This is a genomic window from Methyloversatilis thermotolerans (genome assembly GCF_000372885.1).
Lineage (GTDB): Bacteria > Pseudomonadota > Gammaproteobacteria > Burkholderiales > Rhodocyclaceae > Methyloversatilis > Methyloversatilis thermotolerans.
This window is the reverse complement of record NZ_KB889967.1, coordinates 1261186-1279211: the sequence shown is the minus strand read 5'-3', so window position 1 is coordinate 1279211 and position 18026 is coordinate 1261186. Positions and strand designations below refer to the sequence as shown.

At 66.9% G+C, this 18026-nt stretch carries 15 protein-coding genes; 6 read left to right on the top strand and 9 right to left on the bottom strand.

Going from position 1 to position 18026, the window contains the following annotated elements:
• Positions 1-309 precede the first annotated feature (309 nt).
• A complete protein-coding gene (locus A3Q7_RS0105320; protein ID WP_026224520.1) occupies positions 310-1593 on the bottom strand; it encodes a sensor domain-containing phosphodiesterase in 1284 nt (427 codons plus the stop codon).
• Positions 1594-1836: 243 nt separating this feature from the next.
• Here A3Q7_RS0105320 and A3Q7_RS0105315 point away from each other — a divergent pair, with 243 nt between their 5' ends.
• The 5 genes from A3Q7_RS0105315 to A3Q7_RS0105295 all read left to right on the top strand — a co-directional run bounded on the left by A3Q7_RS0105315 (position 1837) and on the right by A3Q7_RS0105295 (position 7865).
• Complete coding sequence (locus tag A3Q7_RS0105315; protein WP_018410823.1) at positions 1837-3102, top strand: DNA recombination protein RmuC; 1266 nt, start codon at positions 1837-1839, stop codon at positions 3100-3102.
• Entirely contained in the window at positions 3099-4049 is a 951-nt protein-coding gene (locus A3Q7_RS0105310; protein ID WP_018410822.1) for an AEC family transporter, read from the top strand. Before A3Q7_RS0105315 ends, A3Q7_RS0105310 begins: the two co-directional genes overlap by 4 nt.
• Before the next feature lie 268 nt (positions 4050-4317).
• On the top strand, positions 4318-5457 hold the full coding sequence (locus A3Q7_RS0105305) for a M14 family metallopeptidase (RefSeq protein WP_026224519.1): 1140 nt from the start codon (positions 4318-4320) through the stop codon (positions 5455-5457).
• A 68-nt stretch (positions 5458-5525) separates the two neighbouring features.
• The gene (locus A3Q7_RS0105300) at positions 5526-6848 is read left to right on the top strand and encodes a UDP-glucose dehydrogenase family protein (protein WP_018410820.1); all 1323 of its coding nucleotides are present in this window, start codon (positions 5526-5528) and stop codon (positions 6846-6848) included.
• A 9-nt stretch (positions 6849-6857) separates the two neighbouring features.
• Complete coding sequence (locus tag A3Q7_RS0105295; protein WP_018410819.1) at positions 6858-7865, top strand: NAD-dependent epimerase; 1008 nt, start codon at positions 6858-6860, stop codon at positions 7863-7865.
• A gap of 45 nt (positions 7866-7910) precedes the next feature.
• Here the strand turns inward: A3Q7_RS0105295 and A3Q7_RS0105290 are convergent, their stop codons facing one another.
• The 6 genes from A3Q7_RS0105290 to A3Q7_RS21355 all read right to left on the bottom strand — a co-directional run bounded on the left by A3Q7_RS0105290 (position 7911) and on the right by A3Q7_RS21355 (position 13978).
• The gene (locus A3Q7_RS0105290; RefSeq protein WP_018410818.1) at positions 7911-8714 is read right to left on the bottom strand and encodes an energy transducer TonB; all 804 of its coding nucleotides are present in this window, start codon (positions 8712-8714) and stop codon (positions 7911-7913) included.
• 134 nt (positions 8715-8848) lie between these two features.
• Positions 8849-10237 carry an MATE family efflux transporter gene (locus tag A3Q7_RS0105285; RefSeq protein ID WP_232417831.1) on the bottom strand — a complete coding sequence of 463 codons (1389 nt, stop codon included), beginning with the start codon at positions 10235-10237 and terminating at the stop codon, positions 8849-8851.
• A complete protein-coding gene (locus A3Q7_RS0105280; protein WP_018410816.1) occupies positions 10234-11250 on the bottom strand; it encodes a quinone-dependent dihydroorotate dehydrogenase in 1017 nt (338 codons plus the stop codon). The genes A3Q7_RS0105285 and A3Q7_RS0105280 overlap by 4 nt, the downstream gene beginning before the upstream one ends.
• Positions 11251-11351: 101 nt before the next feature.
• Positions 11352-12101 carry an arginyltransferase gene (locus tag A3Q7_RS0105275; RefSeq protein ID WP_018410815.1) on the bottom strand — a complete coding sequence of 250 codons (750 nt, stop codon included), beginning with the start codon at positions 12099-12101 and terminating at the stop codon, positions 11352-11354.
• A gap of 3 nt (positions 12102-12104) precedes the next feature.
• Positions 12105-12851, bottom strand: coding sequence for a leucyl/phenylalanyl-tRNA--protein transferase (aat, locus tag A3Q7_RS19490; protein ID WP_018410814.1), 747 nt, complete (start codon positions 12849-12851; stop codon positions 12105-12107).
• Positions 12848-13978 (bottom strand): ABC transporter ATP-binding protein, encoded by a 1131-nt coding sequence (locus tag A3Q7_RS21355; protein WP_018410813.1) that lies wholly within the window; start codon positions 13976-13978, stop codon positions 12848-12850. Before A3Q7_RS21355 ends, aat begins: the two co-directional genes overlap by 4 nt.
• A 209-nt stretch (positions 13979-14187) precedes the next feature.
• Here A3Q7_RS21355 and A3Q7_RS0105260 point away from each other — a divergent pair, with 209 nt between their 5' ends.
• Positions 14188-15780 carry an ABC transporter permease gene (locus A3Q7_RS0105260; RefSeq protein ID WP_232417829.1) on the top strand — a complete coding sequence of 531 codons (1593 nt, stop codon included), beginning with the start codon at positions 14188-14190 and terminating at the stop codon, positions 15778-15780.
• A 102-nt stretch (positions 15781-15882) separates the two neighbouring features.
• On the opposite strand, the gene A3Q7_RS0105255 is transcribed toward A3Q7_RS0105260, so the two are convergent.
• Both A3Q7_RS0105255 and A3Q7_RS0105250 read right to left on the bottom strand, forming a co-directional pair.
• A complete protein-coding gene (locus tag A3Q7_RS0105255; protein ID WP_018410811.1) occupies positions 15883-16785 on the bottom strand; it encodes a sterol desaturase family protein in 903 nt (300 codons plus the stop codon).
• Positions 16786-16854: 69 nt separating this feature from the next.
• Positions 16855-18006: a MalY/PatB family protein gene (locus tag A3Q7_RS0105250; protein ID WP_051079108.1), complete on the bottom strand. Its 1152-nt coding sequence runs from the start codon at positions 18004-18006 to the stop codon at positions 16855-16857.
• Positions 18007-18026: the final 20 nt, after the last annotated feature.

Below are 18026 nucleotides of genomic sequence, written 5' to 3'. Positions count from 1 at the left end.
GCGCAGCATGGACCGGCATGCCGGCCCCGCTCGCACCGGGCAGGGCGTTCGGTATGGCGACCGCGTGCGCAGCATCGCACAGCGCTGCCTGCGGGCAGTCGTCAGTGCAATCGCAGTCGTGACCGGGCATGTCGATCTTTGCAAGTGCATCAGCCAGGGCGCACTGCGTGCTGCACTGCATGGCGTATGCGTGCAGCGGCAGCGCACACAGCATCAGCAGTGCGAAAAGGCGACGCAAGGACGGGGAGGAAACAGCGCGCATCGGGCAAGCGTGCCGCAATTCCGGCGGGCGGGCAAGCGTCAACGGGCTTACACCACCTGCGGCCAGTGCAGATCGCCGCACAGTACGCGCAGTTCGTCGTTCCAGGCGCGATAGGCGATGGATACGGTGACGCACAGCAGCCCCGACGAAATGGACAGATAGGGACGGGTCACCTGCACCTTGCCGACGTTCTCGATCGCGCGCCTGAAGTAGGGGCGGCGCGACCAGCGGGCGTGGCGGTTCATCGAAAGTTCGCGGTACTGACTGTCCGGACGACCGTGCGCGCTGCTTGCCCGCACATTGCGCCCGACCTGACGGCCTTCGGCATCGAGCAGGAAGCAGCAGTCGGCGCGCTCCAGGTCGAGAAAGCTGCGACAGGCGTCGTCCATCGGCGCACCTTCTTCCATCAGTACGGCGCTGCTGCCCAGCGCGTGGATGTAGGGCGCGATCAGTTCGCGGTAGCGCGCAGCGCCGTGGCCGCGCGTCAGGTCGAAACGTTCCCACAGCGTATTCAGCACGACATTCATTTCGCGCGTGTCGACCGGCCTCGCCTGTGGCATCGCGAAATAGAAACCCTGGATGAAATCGATGTCGGCGTCGAGCGCGGCCACCGCCTGAGCCTCGGTTTCGACACCTTCGAGCAGCACCAGCGATCCGGCTTCGTGGATCAGGCTCACGATCTGCGGCAGCAGGCGGCGCGCGGACGGATCCTCGACCGATTTGGTTGCGAAGGAGCGGTCGAGCTTGACGATTTCAGGCTGCAGCGTCCAGATCCGGTCGAAGTTCGAATGTCCGGCGCCGAAATCGTCGAGCGCGATCATGCAACCCAGCCCGCGCAGATATTCCACGGTCCGCGCAAAGCCCTCGTTCTCGGACACGGCCTGTTCCATCACTTCGATCACGATGTGGCGCGGATCGATCTCCGGGTGGTCGGTCAGCTCCGGCAGGAAGTCGCTCAGGTCTTCGTCCGGGCCGCGGCGGAATACCTCGGGATGGATGTTCAGGAACAGCCAGCCGCCACTCGGAGCGGTGGCGGCGTGATTGCTCACGTGAAGATAGCGGCACAACTGGTCGAGATAGCGCAGGTCCTCGTAGCTGCGCGGGCTGCTGATGACGCGCGTCGGCGCGACCGGCGTACCTTCCGCATCAGTGGCGCGCAGCAGGCCTTCGTGTCCGATGGCACGGCAATGGGACACACTGAAAATCGGCTGGAAGTGACTGGTCAGGGTCAAGCCCTGGTATCGGGCCAGCACGCCCTGGGCGTGATGGACGATGTCGGCGCCGGGTCTTTGGTCGGCTTCCGCGGCGGCTGACAACATTGCGTGGGCCATGACGACGCTCAATGAATGATCTGTCTCGAAGTATCGGCCCGCGCCACAGCCGCTTGAGCAGGATTTCCCGGCTCACCCCGCTTTGTTGTGCTGCACAATCGACGGTCAAGTACGATGGCATTTCATGGCGCGTCCGGGGTGTCGGTTCCAAAGCACGTATGCAAGCCGTTTTCCGCCGCCTGCTATACTTCGAAGCGGCCCCAATTGCTGTAACTGTACGCGTCCATTTAGTTACCCGATTCCGTGACGGATTTCACTGTTCTGCTGTCCCTGCTGCTGCTGGATCTGGCCGGCCTGGCCGTGCTGGCCGCCATCGTCTGGCGCGCTGTCCGGCGCGACGGGGGGCGGGACGACGAGCATCGGATCCTGCAGGCGCTGCACGAGGGGCTGCAGCGCCAGACCGAACGTACGGCCGGCATGCAGGCGCAGGCGAACGAGCGTCTGCTGCGCGCCACGCACCAGGAACTGCAGGCGGCGCGCGACGCCATTGCCGCTCTGCAACTCGCCCAGCAGCATTCCCAGGCCGAACATACGCAGCGTCAGCAGGACGCCTTGCAGCAGGGATTGCAGAATGCATCGGTGCAGCTCACCGCTTCCATGGAATCCTTGACGCGGACCGTGAACGAGCGGCTGGAAGCGCTGGGAGGTCGCGTGCACGAAAGGCTGGAAGAGGGCTTCCGCAAGACCAATGAAACCTTCGCCAGCGTGATGGCGCGGCTGGCCACGATAGACGAGGCGCAGAAGAAGATCGAAGGTCTGTCGTCCAGCGTCGTGAGCCTGCGCGAACTGCTCGGAGACAAGAAGGCGCGCGGCGCCTTCGGCGAAGTGCAGCTCGAGGCGCTGGTGCGCAATGCCTTGCCGCCCGATGCCTATGCCTTCCAGGCCACACTGGGCAATGGCGCGCGCGTCGACTGTCTGCTCAGCTTGCCCGAGCCGACAGGCCGGGTGGCGGTGGATGCAAAGTTTCCGCTCGAGAACTACCACCGCATGTTCGCCGCCGACGCGGGCGAGGTCGAGCGCCGGCAGGCACAGGCGGCGTTCCGGGCCGACGTGCGCAAGCACGTGGACGATATCGCCACGAAATACATCCTGGCCGACGAAACATCCGATGGTGCGGTCATGTTCCTGCCGGCCGAGGCGGTATTCGCCGAACTGCATGCGCATCACGCCGAGGTGATCGCCTACGCCCAGACGAAGCGGGTGTGGATCGTGTCGCCCACCACGCTGATGGCGGTGCTCAATACTGCGCGCGCCGTGCTCAAGGACGTCGAGACGCGGCGGCAGATCCATCTGATACGCGATGCGCTGGGTCGCCTGGCCAAGGATTTCGTACTGTTCGACAAGCGCATGGAAAAGCTCGCCACCCACATCCGCCAGGCGCACGAGGACGTGCAGGACGTGGCCGTGTCCAGCCGTCGCATCACCACCCAGTTCGGTCGCATCGAGCGGGCGGACAGTGACGCGCTGCAGGCCATCGACGCGCCGGACAGGGCGGATCGCGCATCGTGACCGCCATCCTGCAGCAGATCGCTCTGGCGGCACCGCTGTTCGTTCTGGTATTCGTCGGCTACGCGATATCGCGCTGGGGCGGCTGGCCCAAGGCGGCCGGCGACGCACTGGCCCGATTCGTGTTCTCGATCGCGCTGCCGGCCATGCTGTTCCGCCTGATGAGCGGTTTCGGCGATCTGCCGCCGGTCGACATGCGCCTGCTGGCCGCGTTCTTCGGTGGCTGCCTCGTCGTGTTCGTGTTCGGTCGCCTGCTGTCGTCGGCGGTGTTCCGTCTGGACGGGGTGTCGCAGTCGGTGTTCGCACTCGGCGGGGTCTTTTCCAACAATGTGCTGCTGGGCCTGCCGCTGACCCGCGTACTGCTGGGCGAGGAAGCGCTTCCGGCGGCCGCGCTGGTCATCGTGTTCAATGCGCTCATCCTGTGGACCCTGGTGACGGTGTCGGTCGAATGGGCGCGCCAGGGCGCGCTGACGCTGGCCGGCTTCGGCAAGACCGCGCGTGGCGTGCTGACCAATCCGCTGGTGGCATCCATTCTGAGCGGCACGGTATTCGGGCTGCTCGGACTGCGCCTGCCACCCCTGGTCGACCAGCCGGTCCGCATGCTGGGCGATGCGGCGCTGCCCATGTCGCTGGTGGCGCTGGGCATGGGGCTGGCCGAATTCGGAATGCGCAAGGGCTGGCATCTCAGTGCCAGCATCAGCGTGCTGAAGCTTTTCGTGCATCCGCTCGTCGTGTGGCTGCTGGCGCGGGCGCTGGCACTGCCGGCGGTGGAAACCCAGGCGGTGGTGCTGCTGGCCTCGCTGTCGGTCGGTGCCAACGTGTATCTCATGTCGCGCCAGTTCGATGCGCTGCAGGGTCCGGTGGCCAGCAGTCTGCTGATGTCCACCGCGCTGGCCTCGCTCACCACCCCGCTCATGCTCGCCCTGGTGCGAGCTTTCCCGTCCCCGTGAACATGCGCGGGGGGCGCGGGCATCCCGGTCCACCGCGAAATGCCCGCGGGCCGACCGCTCATGCGCCGCCTCGCCGTCGTGCCCGGCAGCGGCCTGGTCGCTCGGCGCGGGCAAGTGCGCCGGTCGCAGGTCTTTGCGCCCAATGCGTGCGCCGGGCGATTCATCCATGCCCTGGGGCCGCCGGTCCGGATGAACGGATGGTGCCCGGAGCGATTTCCACGGCATGGCCGGTATACTTCGGCCCATTGCGAATACTGCGGGCCGACGCGTGATCCGAATCAGCAACCAGTTCGACAGCGGTGCGATCGAGGTGATCGATTGCAGCGATCCGTCCGATATCCGTCTCAATCTGCGCGCCGACAACGCGGCCGGCTTCCGGCAATGGTTCCATTTCCGGCTGCAGGGGGCGGGCGGCAAGCCTTGCGTGCTCAGTTTCGAGAACGCCGGCGAATCGGCTTATCCCGGCGGCTGGGAGGGCTATCGCGTGGTGGCATCCCATGATCGCCGCAACTGGTTCCGGCTGCCGGCCGGCCAGTACGATGGCCGGCGCTACCGGTTTTCGGTGACGCCCGATTTCGACAGCCTTTATCTGGCCTATTTCGAACCGTATTCGTGGGAACGCCATCTCGAACTGCTGGGTGCGGCCGATTCCAGCCCGGTGGCTTCGGTCAGCGATCTGGGCGTCACGCCGGACGGGCGTGACCTGAACCTCATTACCGTGGGCCGGCCGTCGCCCGGCAAGCGCAATGTCTGGATCACCGCGCGTCAGCATCCGGGCGAAACCATGGCGGAGTTCTACGTCGAGGGCTTGCTCGAGCGCCTGTACGACACCTCGGATCCGCTGTCGCGCCGTCTGCTGGAACGCGCCTGTTTCCGCGTGGTTCCGAACATGAATCCGGATGGCTCGGTGCGCGGCAATCTGCGCACCAACGCGCGTGGCTGCAATCTGAACCGCGCCTGGCGAGAGCCGGACATGGATGTCAGCCCGGAAGTGGCGCTGGTGCGCGCGCGCATGTTGAGCACCGGTGTGGACCTTTTCCTCGACATCCACGGCGACGAAACCCTACCGTTCGTGTTCGTGGATGGAAACGGCATGGTGCCGGGCTTTGGCGAACAGGACGCGCGGCGCGAGCGCTGTTTCATCGATGCGCTGCTGGCGGCCAGTCCCGATTTCCAGGACCGTGAAGGCTATGCGCCCGACCGCTTCACCGATGAACTGCTCACGCTGGCATCCAAATGGGTATTCCACCAGTTCGGTTGTCTGGCGCTGACTCTGGAGATGCCTTTCAAGGACAACGCCCAGCTACCCGACGGCCTGTTCGGCTGGAGCGCCGCGCGCAGTCGCAATCTGGGCGCCGCATCGCTGCAGGCGCTGCTCGCCGTGCTGAACCTCGAACCCGACAACTGACCCCTTCCCGTCGGTAGGCGAGGCCGACGCCGCGCATACCGAATCAACCTTTCAACGGACCTTTCCGCATGAAGATCACCGTAATCGGCACTGGCTACGTAGGGCTGGTATCCGGGGCCTGCCTGGCCGAGATGGGCAATGACGTGCTGTGCCTGGACCTTGATCCGGAGAAGATCCGGATCCTGAAGGAGGGGGGCATACCGATCCACGAGCCGGGACTGGACGCGGTGGTTGCGCGCAACGTGGAGGCGGGCCGGCTGCACTTCACGACGGAAGTGGCCGAAGCGGTGCGTTTCGGCACGATACAGTTCATCGCGGTGGGGACGCCGCCGGACGAGGACGGCTCTGCGGACCTGCAGTACGTGCTGTCGGCGGCGCGCAATATCGGCCGGCTGATGACCGATTACAAGGTGGTGGTGGACAAGAGCACGGTGCCGGTGGGCACGGCGGACAAGGTCAAGGCCGCGATTGCCGACGAGCTGGCCAAGCGCGGCCAGGAGATGGAATTCGCAGTGGTGTCCAACCCGGAATTCCTGAAGGAAGGCGCGGCGGTGGAGGACTTCATGCGTCCGGACCGCATCGTGGTGGGCGCGGAGGACGAACGTGCGATCCACCTGATGCGCGCGCTGTACGCGCCGTTCCAGCGCAACCGGGACAAGCTGGTGGTGATGGATGTGCGCAGCGCGGAACTGACCAAGTACGCGGCGAACGCGATGCTGGCCACGCGCATCAGCTTCATGAACGAACTGGCGCTGCTGGCCGACCGCATGGGAGCGGACATCGAAATGGTGCGCCAGGGCATCGGTTCGGACCCGCGCATCGGCTACCACTTTCTGTATGCCGGCTGCGGCTATGGCGGGAGCTGCTTCCCGAAGGACGTGAAGGCACTGATCCGCACCGCGCGCGAGAACGGCCAGGCGCTGCAGGTGCTGCAGGCGGTGGAGGACGCGAACGACGTGCAGAAGATGGTGCTGGTGGACAAGATCGTGGCGCGCTTCGGCGAGGATCTGTCGGGTCGGCGTTTCGCGCTGTGGGGACTGGCGTTCAAGCCGAACACGGACGACATGCGCGAGGCGCCGAGCCGGGTGATCATCGGCGAGCTGTTCAAGCGGGGCGCGACGGTGACGGCGTATGACCCGGTTGCGATGACGGAAACGAAGCGCATCTTCGGAGAGGAGCCGCGGCTGACGTATGCGGACAAGCCGATGGATGCGCTGGAGGGGGCGGACGCGCTGGTGATCGTGACGGAGTGGAAGGAATTCCGCAGTCCGGACTTCGAGCGGATGAAGAGTGCGCTGAAGCAGCCGGTGGTGTTCGACGGGCGCAATCTGTACGAACCGTCGGTGGTGCGCGGCTTCGGCATCGAGTACTCGGCCATCGGCCGGCGCTGAGGGGCGGGCATGAAGGTATTGCTGACCGGCGCCGCCGGATTCATCGGCATGCATGTCGCGCAACGCCTGCTGGCGCGGGGCGACGAGGTGGTCGGGCTGGATAACCTGAATGACTATTACGAGGTGAGCCTGAAGGAGGCGCGTCTGGCGCGCCTCACGCCGCAGGCCGGCTTCCGCTTCGTGAAGATGGATGTCGAGGACCGCGCGGGCATGTCAGCCCTGTTCGCCGGGGAGCGCTTCGACCGCGTGGTACATCTGGCGGCCCAGGCCGGCGTGCGCTATTCGCTGCAGAATCCGCACGCCTATATCGACGCCAACATCGTCGGCTTCATGAACATTCTCGAAGGCTGCCGCCACGCCGGCGTGCAGCATCTGGTGTATGCCAGCAGTTCAAGCGTGTATGGCGGCAACACCAGGATGCCGTTCGCCGAAGCCGACAGCGTTGACCACCCGGTCAGCCTGTACGCGGCGACCAAGAAAGCCAACGAACTGATGGCGCACACCTACAGCCATCTGTACGGACTGCCCACCACCGGCCTGCGCTTCTTCACGGTGTACGGTCCGTGGGGTCGTCCCGACATGGCGCTGTTCCTGTTCACCCGGGCCATGGTGGAAGGGCGGGCGATAGACGTGTTCAATCGCGGCGACATGCAGCGCGACTTCACCTATATCGACGACATCGTCGAAGGCGTGATCCGCACGCTCGATCGCGTGGCGGAGGCCGATCCGGCTTTCGATGGTGAACATCCGCATCCCGGACGTTCGAAGGCACCGTTCCGCGTGTTCAATATCGGCAACCAGGGGCCGGTGAAACTGATGGCTTTCATCGAAGCCATCGAACGCGCGCTGGGTGTCACTGCACAGAAGAACCTGCTGCCGATGCAGCCGGGCGACGTGCCGGCGACCTATGCCGATGTGTCCGAACTGACCGCGTGGACCGGGTTTTTGCCGAACACCTCGATCGACGAGGGCGTGTCGCGCTTCGTTGCCTGGTATCGCGAGTACTACCGGGTCTGAACCCTCACCTGACTGCCGCGCCGGGCCGGCCGGTGCGGCGCCGGTTCATTGCAGCTTGTAGTCCACCGGCAGCGTGAAGCTGAACTTGCGCTGCGCCAGGGCGCCGGCCAGTGCGGGCAAGGTGAGCTTGCGCGCGACCTCGATCGCCGCCTCGTCCAGTACCGAGTGGCCACTGGATTTCTTCACGCTCACATTCACCAGTTCGCCGTTCTCGAACTCGAACAGCAGTTCGAGCTTGCCCTGCAGCCCGCGCATCTGCGCCACGCGCGGATAGCGCTTGTTCTTCTCGAAGCTGCGCGACAGCTCGCGCCCGAAGCCGCTCAGCAGGGAATCGAAGTTGTCGCTCACCGGTGCCGCATTGCTGACCGGACCGGGCGCGACCGGTGCGCTCGGCGCAACCGGGGCCGGCGTCGGCGGACCGGGTGGCGGCGGCGGCGCGTCGATGGGCGGCAGTTCGGACACCTTGGGTTGCGGTGCCACCACCGGTTCCGACGGGGCGGGCGGGGTCGGCGCAGGGGGCGCGGCGAGCACCGGCGGCGGTGGCTGGCGCACCACCTCCTTCGGCGGCTTGGGAACCGGCTTCGGCGGTGGCGGTGGCGGCGGCGGTGGCTCGATCACCTTGGGCGGTGGCGGCGGCGGAGGGGGCGGCGGCTCCGGTTTGATCATGCGTACTTCGACGCGCAGTTCCTCGAGCGGCGCACGCGGCACATAGATGGACGCACGCCATACGAAGAAGGCGTGGATGAGCACCGAGGCGACGAGGGCGATCAACCACCATCCGGAGCGGAATCGGGAAAAATCGCGGAAGTACTCGATATAGGGCGGACGAAGTACGAAGTTCGAATTCATCGTCAGGACGTGGGCATATCCGGCTGATTGATTTGTACGTGTCCGGATGCAGTGCGCGACTTTACTTGAATTGAAAGCCGCGGTGCACCTCCGGGAAAAAATCCTGATCGCGCGGCGCGGCTCACGAGGGCTGCTCAGTCCTTCATGGACCGCTGCACGGTGCGCCAGAGCAATGCGCCGATCGCCAGGCCGGCGCACACGGTGGACAGCAGCGTGGCAAGCCAGAAACCGGCCGCCCCCATGGGCGCCCGATGCAGCTCGGTGCCTGCAAATTCCATCCCGTGGAAAGCGAGAACATAGCCCAGCCCCAGGCCGATGCCCCAGAAGCACACCGTGTGGATGAGCATGGGTTGCAGCGTGACCTTGTAGCCGCGAAGCGCAAAGGACGCCAGCGTATGGCTGGCATCGACCACCACGAAGAGCGCCACATAAGGCATCAGTGCTGCCGCCACTTCGCGCACTTCGGTCGATCCGCCGAACAGCGCAAGCAGGACGTCGCGCTGCCACCACAGCAGCGCTGCGAGCAACGCGGCCAGGCTGCATGCCAGAGTGAAGCCGGTGAGGGCGGCATGACGTGCCGCGCGCCAGTCGCGGCCACCTGCGGCCTGACCGACACGGACCAGAGTGCCGCTGCCCAGTGCGAGTGGCAGCATGAAACACAGACCATTCAGATTGCCGACGATGCGATGACCGGCCACGACATCGGCGCCCAGGCGGGCGACGAACAGCGCGATCAGCGCAAAGCTCGTGACCTCGACGAAATTCGATATGCCCATCGGTCCGCCCAGCCGGAGCAATTCGCGCTGCGCGCGGGCACGCGGTGCCTGCCAGTTGCCGAGCAGATCCAGCGAGCGCAAGGAGGGTTGGCGCAGCAGGCAGGCCAGTGCGCACAGTGCCGACAGCCAGTTCACGCACAGCGTAGACACCCCGCAGCCAAGCGCACCGAGTGCCGGCAGGCCGAAGGCGCCGGTGGTCAGACACCAGGCCAGCGGCACATGCAGCGCCAGGCAGGCGAGCATGATGACCATGACCGGGCGCGGCTGGCCGAGGCCACTCAGGGTCGCCTGGAAGGCGCGGAACAGCAGCGATGCGGGCAGCGCCGCCGCGAGCGCCAGCAGATATTCGCGGGTACGGCGATCGACCTCGGCATCGAGCGCGGACAGGGACAGCAGCGGCGACGGATAGGCCAGCAGCAGCACGCCCGGTATCGACAGGAAGAGGGCCAGCCACACCGCCTGCTGGAAAGCCGGCGCGATGTCCTCGCGCTGTCCGGCCCCCATGTGATGGGCGACGATGGGCGCCGCCGCATACAGCACGCCGATCAGCGCGATGGCCACCGACATGAACAGACCGCTGCCGACTGCCACCGCCGCCACATCCAGCGTATCGTGCCGTGCCGTGATGATCGTGTCGGCGATATGCGTGCCGATGCCCGCGAGCTGCGACACCAGCATGGGCAGCGACAGTGCGAGGATGTCCGCTGCCGTGCCGGAGCGTGGCCGCACTCCGGCCGGAGGCTTCAACGCGTCGCCAGCGCGCGGGCCACGTCAGCCACAAGGCCCGGACCACGGTAGATCAGGCCGCTGTACAACTGCACCGCGACAGCACCCGCATCGATCTTCGCGCGTGCCTGCTTCGCGCCGGTGATGCCGCCTACACCTATCAGGTCGACCTTGCCGGCCAGCCGTGCGGACAGCGTGCGCAGCACTTCGGTCGAACGCTCGAACACCGGTGCGCCGGAAAGCCCGCCACCTTCCTGTCCGTTCGGCAGATGTTCGACGCCTTCGCGCGACAAGGTGGTATTGGTGGCGATGAGCGCATCGATGCGATGCGCGATCGCGGCGTCGGCGATGGCGTCTATCTGTTCGCCATCGAGATCGGGCGCAATCTTGAGCGCCAGCGGAACGCACCGGCCCGAGGTCGCATCCAGCGTGCGACGCTCCGCATCGATGGCGGCGAGCAGGCTGTTGAGTTCGTCCGCGCCCTGGAGCTGGCGCAGATTCCGGGTGTTCGGACTGGAAATGTTGACCGTGATGTAGCTTGCGTACGGATGGGCGCCGCGCAGGCATATCAGGTAATCGTCGAGGGCGCGTTCGATCGGCGTGTCGGCGTTCTTGCCGATATTGATGCCGAGGATGCCGCCGTCGCGCACGAAGCGCGACCTCTTCACGTTGTCCATCATCACCTGCAGGCCGAGATTGTTGAAGCCCATGCGGTTGATGATGGCCTGTGCCGCGGGCAGGCGGAACACGCGTGGCCGCGGATTGCCCGGCTGCGGGCGCGGCGTGACCGTGCCGATCTCGATGAATCCGAAGCCCAGCCGCGCAAGGCCGTCGATCGCCGCGCCGTTCTTGTCCAGGCCGGCGGCCAGTCCGACCGGGTTGGGAAGCTGCAGGCCCATGCAGCGCACCGGATTGTCCGGAATGCGGCGATGCGGCATCAGCGCGCCCGTGCGCGCCAGCGCGCCGAGGGTCAGTTCGTGGGCGTGTTCCGCGTCAAGCTTGAACAGCAGGGGGCGCAGCAGGGGGTAGAGCATGGAAGGATTTCCGGGTACGGCCGCTGGCGCAGCGGCGAAAACCGCGCATTATCCCGAAAAAAGCGCCGTGCCGCTGATGCGGGGCGCGGCCGGGCGAGGCTTCAGCCCAGCTCGTGATCCTCGAGTTCGCGCCAGATGCTGTTCATGCGGCCTTCCAGCGGACGGAAGCGCGCCTTGTAGGCCATCTTGTCGCTGTCGCGGATCCAGTAGCCCAGATACAGATAGGGCAGGTCGAGCAGGCGGGCCAGCCCGATCTGCCAGAGGATGTTGTAGGTGCCGTAGCTCGCGCCCTCGACATCGGGATCGTAGTAGGTATAGACCGAGGACAGGCCGTCGTCGAGGATGTCGATGATGCTCACGATGCGCAGCGGGGATGTCGCGTCCGAACCGTCGCGGAATTCGATCAGCCGGGTATCGACATGGCTCTGCAGCAGGAAGTGCGAGTACTGCTCACGCGAATCCTGGTCCATGCCGCCGCCGCTGTGCCGGGTCGACTGGTAGCGCTGGTACAGCGCGTAGTGCTCCTCGCGGAAGGACAGCGGTGCTTCGCGAGCCACCAGGGCATCGTGCTTTTTCTCCGCGCGCCGCTGCGCCCGGGTCGGCGAGAAGCGCGCGACCGGCAGGCGCACCGGCGTGCACGCGCGGCAGGCATCGCAATAGGGGCGGTAGGTGAATACCCCGCTGCGTCGGAATCCGGCGCGCACCAGATCGCTGTACAGCCGTGCGTCGATCAGGTTGGAAGGTGTGGCGACCTGCGAACGCGCGGTGCGGCCCTGCAGATAGGAACAGGCATAGGGGGCCGTTGCATAGAACTGCAGCGTGGTGAAGGGCAAGTCCTTGAGCAGCGCCATGATTCAGCGATTCGATGCGGTCGGCAGGTGCGGGTCGGTCGGAGTGCGTCGGAAAAACGCCGGAATCTCGTCGTCCGCCCAGCGGCGCGGACGGGCGTCCAGCGCCGTGGACTGTGACAGGATGCGGCAGAATTCGCTGCGGGCGATTTCACGACCGCCCATGGATGCGAGGTGGGCGGTGTTCATCTGGCAGTCGATCAGCGCATAGGCCTGCGCTTCAAGATAGCGTGCGAGATGCACCAGCGCAATCTTGGATGCGTCACGTTCACGCGAAAACATCGATTCGCCGTAGAACACGCGGCCGATCGCCATGCCGTACAGCCCGCCCGCCAGTCGTCCGTCGATCCAGGTTTCCACGCTGTGCGCCCAGCCGGCTTGGTGCAGTGCGCAATAGGCGGCGATCATGTCCTCGCCGATCCAGGTGCCGGCCTGACCGTCTCGCGGTTCCGCACAGGCGCGCATCACCGCCGCGAACGCAGAGTCGCAGCGCACCTCGTACGACCGGTTGCGCAGCACCTTGTCCAGCGAACGCGTGACGCGGATGTCCGACGGCACCAGCACCATGCGCGGATCGGGCGACCACCACAGCACCGGCTGACCTTCCGAATACCAGGGGAAAATACCCAGCCGGTAAGCCTGCAGAATGCGCTGCGGGGTCAATTCATGCCCGGCCGCCAGCAGACCGTCCGGTTCGCGCAGCGCGCTGTCGACCGGCGGGAAGGGTTCTCCCGGTTGCAGCCAGGGAATCACGCGGCGACTACGTGCGCGGTGGGCACGCGACCTTCCGGCGCGCCATCCGGATGGCGGAAGGCCACCACGTGATCGGCCTGCAGCCGCACGCCTATCCATTCGCCGATCGCATGGTTGTGGTGGGAAGGCACCAGAGACAGCACGGTGTGCCCGGATGCCAGCCGCAAGGTGTACAGGAAATCCGCGCCACGGAAGCACCGGGCGAGCACTTCGGCGCGCAGGGGCGCGGCGTCGTCGTGGATCACGTCATCCGGGCGCAGCAGTACGTCCACCCGTCCGTCCGGCAGGCAATGCGGACAGTCGCCGCAACACTCGAAGGGCGCGGCGCTGCGCAGCACGCCCATCTCGGTGTCCACCTCGCGTTCGCCGCGCACCCTACCGGGCAGGAACGCGCCCTGGCCGATGAAATCCGCGACGAAACGCGAGGCCGGGCGATGATAGAGGTTGTAGGCGCTGTCCCATTGCAGCAGGCGTCCCGCCTCCATGACGCCGATCTTGTCCGCCATCGCGAACGCTTCCTGCTGGTCGTGAGTGACCAGGATGGCGGTGATGCCGCGTCTCTTCAGGATGTCGCGCAACTCCCCGGCAAGACGGCTGCGCAGGTCGACATCCAGACTGGAGAACGGCTCGTCCAGAAGCAGCAGTTCCGGGTCGGGAGCCAGCGCGCGCGCCAGCGCGACCCGCTGCTGCTGGCCACCGGAAAGCTGGTGCGGAAACTTCGTCGCGTGCGCGGCGAGACCGACCAGGCCGAGCATGTCGTCCACGCGTTCCGCGCGCGCCTGGCGCGGCAGTCCGCGCAGCCCGAACGCCACGTTGTCGGCCACGCTGAGATGCGGAAACAGCGCGAAATCCTGGAACACCATGCCGACGCGGCGCTGTTCCGGCGCACGGTGCAGCGTCGGCGACGCCACCTGGACGCCGTGTATCGAAATGGCGCCGCCCGCCACGCGCTCGAATCCGGCGATCGCCCGCAGCACCGTGGTCTTGCCGCAGCCGGATGGACCGAGCAGGCAGGCGATGTCGCCGCGCGTCAGCGTCAGCGCAAGGTCATGCACCACCTCGACCGTGCCATAGGCGATGCGCAGCGATTCCACCAGCAGTTGCGAAGATGAGGGGAGCGATGCCATGACGGGAAGGTGCGTCGCAGGCCGTGCGTGAGCGAGAGCGATAATCGGTCGCAATTATAATCCGCCCCTGCGATGCGTGCCGCCGTGGCCGGTGGCACCTCGCCCGCCCGCCCCTGTATCCTCCGACTTCCATGTTCGCCTTGTCCCCTACTGCCGCCGGTCGGTCCGTCATTCCGAGCTTGCGACCGCTGGTGCCGGTGGCGCTGGCCTTGGCTGCCCTCGTCGCCGCACCGGTGCTGTCCGTGCTGTACAACCTGTCGCTGGGGGGCACCGCCGATACCTGGTCCCACCTGGTGTCCACGGTGCTGGGCGAGTATGTGCGCAATACGCTGTGGCTGTGCCTTGGGGTCGGCGCCGGCACGGCGGTGGTGGGCGTGTCCACTGCCTGGGCGACGGTCATGTGGCAGTTTCCGGGCCGCCGTGTGCTGGAGTGGGCGCTGGTGCTGCCGCTGGCCACGCCCGCCTATGTGATGGCCTACACCTACACCGATCTGCTGCAGTTCATCGGCCCGGTGCAGACAGCCTTGCGCGAATCCTTCGGCTGGGAGCGGGGCGACTACTGGTTTCCCGACGTGCGCAGCGTGGGCGGCGCGGCCTGCATGTTCGTCGCGGTGCTCTATCCCTATGTCTATCTGCTGACCCGGCAATCCCTGATCGAACGCGCGGCGGGCCTCAACGAGGCGGCACGCATGCTGGGTCTGGGCGCATGGGCGGCCTTCTTCCGCGTCACGCTGCCGCTGGCCCGGCCGGCCATCGTCGCCGGTGTTTCGCTCGCGCTGATGGAAACCCTGGCCGACTACGGTGCGGTGAGCTATTTCGGCGTGCACACCTTCACCACCGGCATCTATCGCGCGTGGTTCTCGCTTGGCGACCGGGTCGCCGCCGCCCAGCTCGCCGCCGTGCTGCTCGGCGTGGTGGCCAGCCTGCTGCTGCTGGAACGGCTGAGCCGCGGCGGCGCGCGTTTCCACGACAGCGGTCGCGCGGGCGGCAGTGCGCGCCGGTACGCGCTGGGACCGGCGGCTGGCTGGGCGGTCTGTGCGCTGTGCCTGCTGCCTTTGCTGTTCGGATTCCTGCTGCCGGCCGGCGTGCTTTTGCATTGGGCGCTGTCCGAGGGGGATGCGCAGTTCGGCCAGCGCTTCATCCGGCTCGCCGGCAACAGTTTCATGCTGGCGGCCATGGCGAGCGCGTGCGCGGTGGTGCTGGCGCTGCTCCTCGCCTACGCGGTGCGCGTCAGCCGTTCGCCGCTGGTGTCGCTGGCGCGCGGCGTGGTCGGGCTGGGCTATGCCGTGCCCGGCGCGGTGATCGCGGTCGGCATCCTGATTCCGGTCACCCGGCTGGACCATCTGCTGTCCGCGCAGTGGTTGCAATGGACCGGCCACAATCCCGGCTTGCTGCTGACCGGTGGCGTGGCGGCACTCATCTACGCCTATCTGGCGCGCTTCCTCACCGTTTCGCTGCAAGCGGTCGAATCGGGTCTCGCCCGCATCACGCCGAGCATGGATGAGGCTTCGCGCAGTCTCGGGCTGGGACCGTCGGCCACGCTGTGGCGGGTGCACTGGCCCATGTTGCGGGGCAGCCTGTGGACCGCGGCGCTGCTCGTGTTCGTTGATGTGATGAAGGAACTGCCGGCCACGCTGGTCATGCGCCCGTTCAATTTCGACACCCTGGCGACCCAGGCCTATACGCTGGCCAGCGACGAAAGACTGCAGGAAGCATCGACCTCGGCGCTGGCCATCGTCGCCGTGGGACTGCTGCCGCTGATCGCGCTGTCGCGCCAGATCGCGCGAACGCGCCGCAGCTAGGGTGCGTTCGCGCGCTGTGCCGGTGCTGCAACGTGCGCGCAGAGGCCGGTTTCGCTCCGCATGGCGCGCCGGGACCGCTGTGACGTCCGGGGCGACGCCGGGTCAGCATCGATCGCGAGGGTGCTGCGCGGCCTGCAGCGTGCGCCAGCGGAACGGCGCCAGGACCTGGCCCGGGTAGTCGTCCGGAACATGATCGGCAATGCCGATCACGCGCGGCGGCGGGCGGTTCGCCGGGCGGTACCAGGTGCCGAACAGCCGATCCCACAGCAGCAGGTTCTCGCCATAGTTGGTGTTGCCCTCGTCGGCGTTCGGTGCATGGTGCCAGCGGTGCATGTGCGGCGTGGTGAACACATGGTCCAGCAGGCCGGTGCGCATGCGTACATTGCAGTGGGTGAGCAGGCCGACGAAGGCGGTGAGGGCGCTGACCCAGTCCAGCACCGCCTGTGGCACGCCGGCGGCAAGCAGCAGGGGCAGCGAGAACAGCAGGCTGCGCAAGGTATCGACCATGTGGAAGCGTCCGGTGTTGAAGAACCAGAGCCGGCGCACGCTGTGGTGGATGGCGTGCCAGGGCCACATGACGCTCCATTCGTGCGAAACCCGATGTGCCCAGTAGAAGCCGAATTCGGCGATGACCAGCGCCAGAGCCACCTGCAGCGCCATCGGCCAGTGCAGGGGCCACAGCGCGTGGCGCGGGCGCAGCAGATCGAACCAGCCCTGGCTACCGCCGACGACCACGAGCGCGAACACCAGCGCCTTCGATGCCGCGGTGTGCAACAGGTCAGGCCACATCTGGCCGTCGTCGCGCAGCCACGCCGGCTCGTGCGGGCGGACCCGCTCAAGCCGCCACAGCGCGACCGCCAGCAGCGCGTAGGCGAGCAGGAAGCCGCCGGCGCGTTCGCCATGGGCGATACCGATGGCGGTGACGAAGGCGCAGCCGCACAACAGTGCGGGCCACAGAAGAACGTCGATCGTGCGATCGAGCAGGGGCAGCGTACATGTTCGCATCGCCGCGCAGACTATGACGGCGCCGTGACCGCAGCGTGACAGCGCCGCCGGCCGGCTTCGTGCGGCGTTCTACAGGTGCGCGGTCGCGCGGCGCAGGCGTTCCAGCGCGTCGCGGATGACGGCGCGCGGCGAGGCGAGATTGAGCCGCATGTGGCCGCTGCCGCCGCTGCCGAAGCTGATGCCGGCATTCAGGCCCAGACCTGCGTCGTGCACGAACAGGTCGCGCAGGGCCGCGTCGTCCAGGCCCAGTGCGCGGCAATCCAGCCACATCAGGTAAGTGCCTTCCGGCGCGTAGGCGTGGATGCGCGGCAGCCGGTGCGCGAGCGTGTTGATCACCTCGTCGCGCGTGGCTTCGAGATAGCGCATCAGCGCATCCAGCCACGGCCCGCCGTCGCGATAGGCGGCTTCCAGCGCGGCCAGGCTGAATGGATTCGACGCACCCACGTGCAACTGCCCGAAGGCGGCCTCGACCGCCTTGCGCTCGGCATCGTCAGCGATCAGCGCCGACAGGCCCAGGCCAGGAATGTTGAAGGTCTTGCTGGGCGCAACTGCGGTGAGCACCCGGTCTCCGGGGCGGGTGAGCGTGGCCAGCGGCACATGGCGCACGCCCGGGTACAGCAGGTCGGCGTGGATTTCGTCGGACAGCACGACCAGATCGTGCCGGCGCGCGATCTCCAGCAGGCGATCCAGTTCTTCGTGGCTCCACACGCGGCCGACCGGATTGTGCGGCGAGCACAGCAGCAGCAGCTTCGCGCCGGCGCGCGCGGCGCAGCCTTCCAGATGATCGAAATCCATGGTCCAGCGGCCGTCGCGCTCGATCAGCGGGTTTTCCGCGACGCGCCGGCCGGTGTCGCGCACGGCCGAGAAAAAGGGCGGATAGACCGGCGGCTGCACGATGACCAGATCGCCCGGCCGGGTGAAGGCCTGCACCGCCGCGTAAAGCGTGGGCACGACACCGGGGCAGAAATGGATGTGCTCGCGCGCGACATTCCAGCCATGGCGTGCGGCCAGCCAGCGCATCAGCGCATCGAACGCCGCGTCGGGGTATAGCGTGTAGCCGTAGACCGGATGGCGCGCGCGTGCCAGCAGCGCTTCGGTCACCGCCGGCGGCGCCGCGAAATCCATGTCGGCCACCCACAGCGGCACCACCGCATCGGTACCGAATACCTCGGTACGGCCATCGTGCTTCACGCTGGCCGTACCGTCGCGGCGCAGCGGCAGATCGAAATCGAAGGACGGAT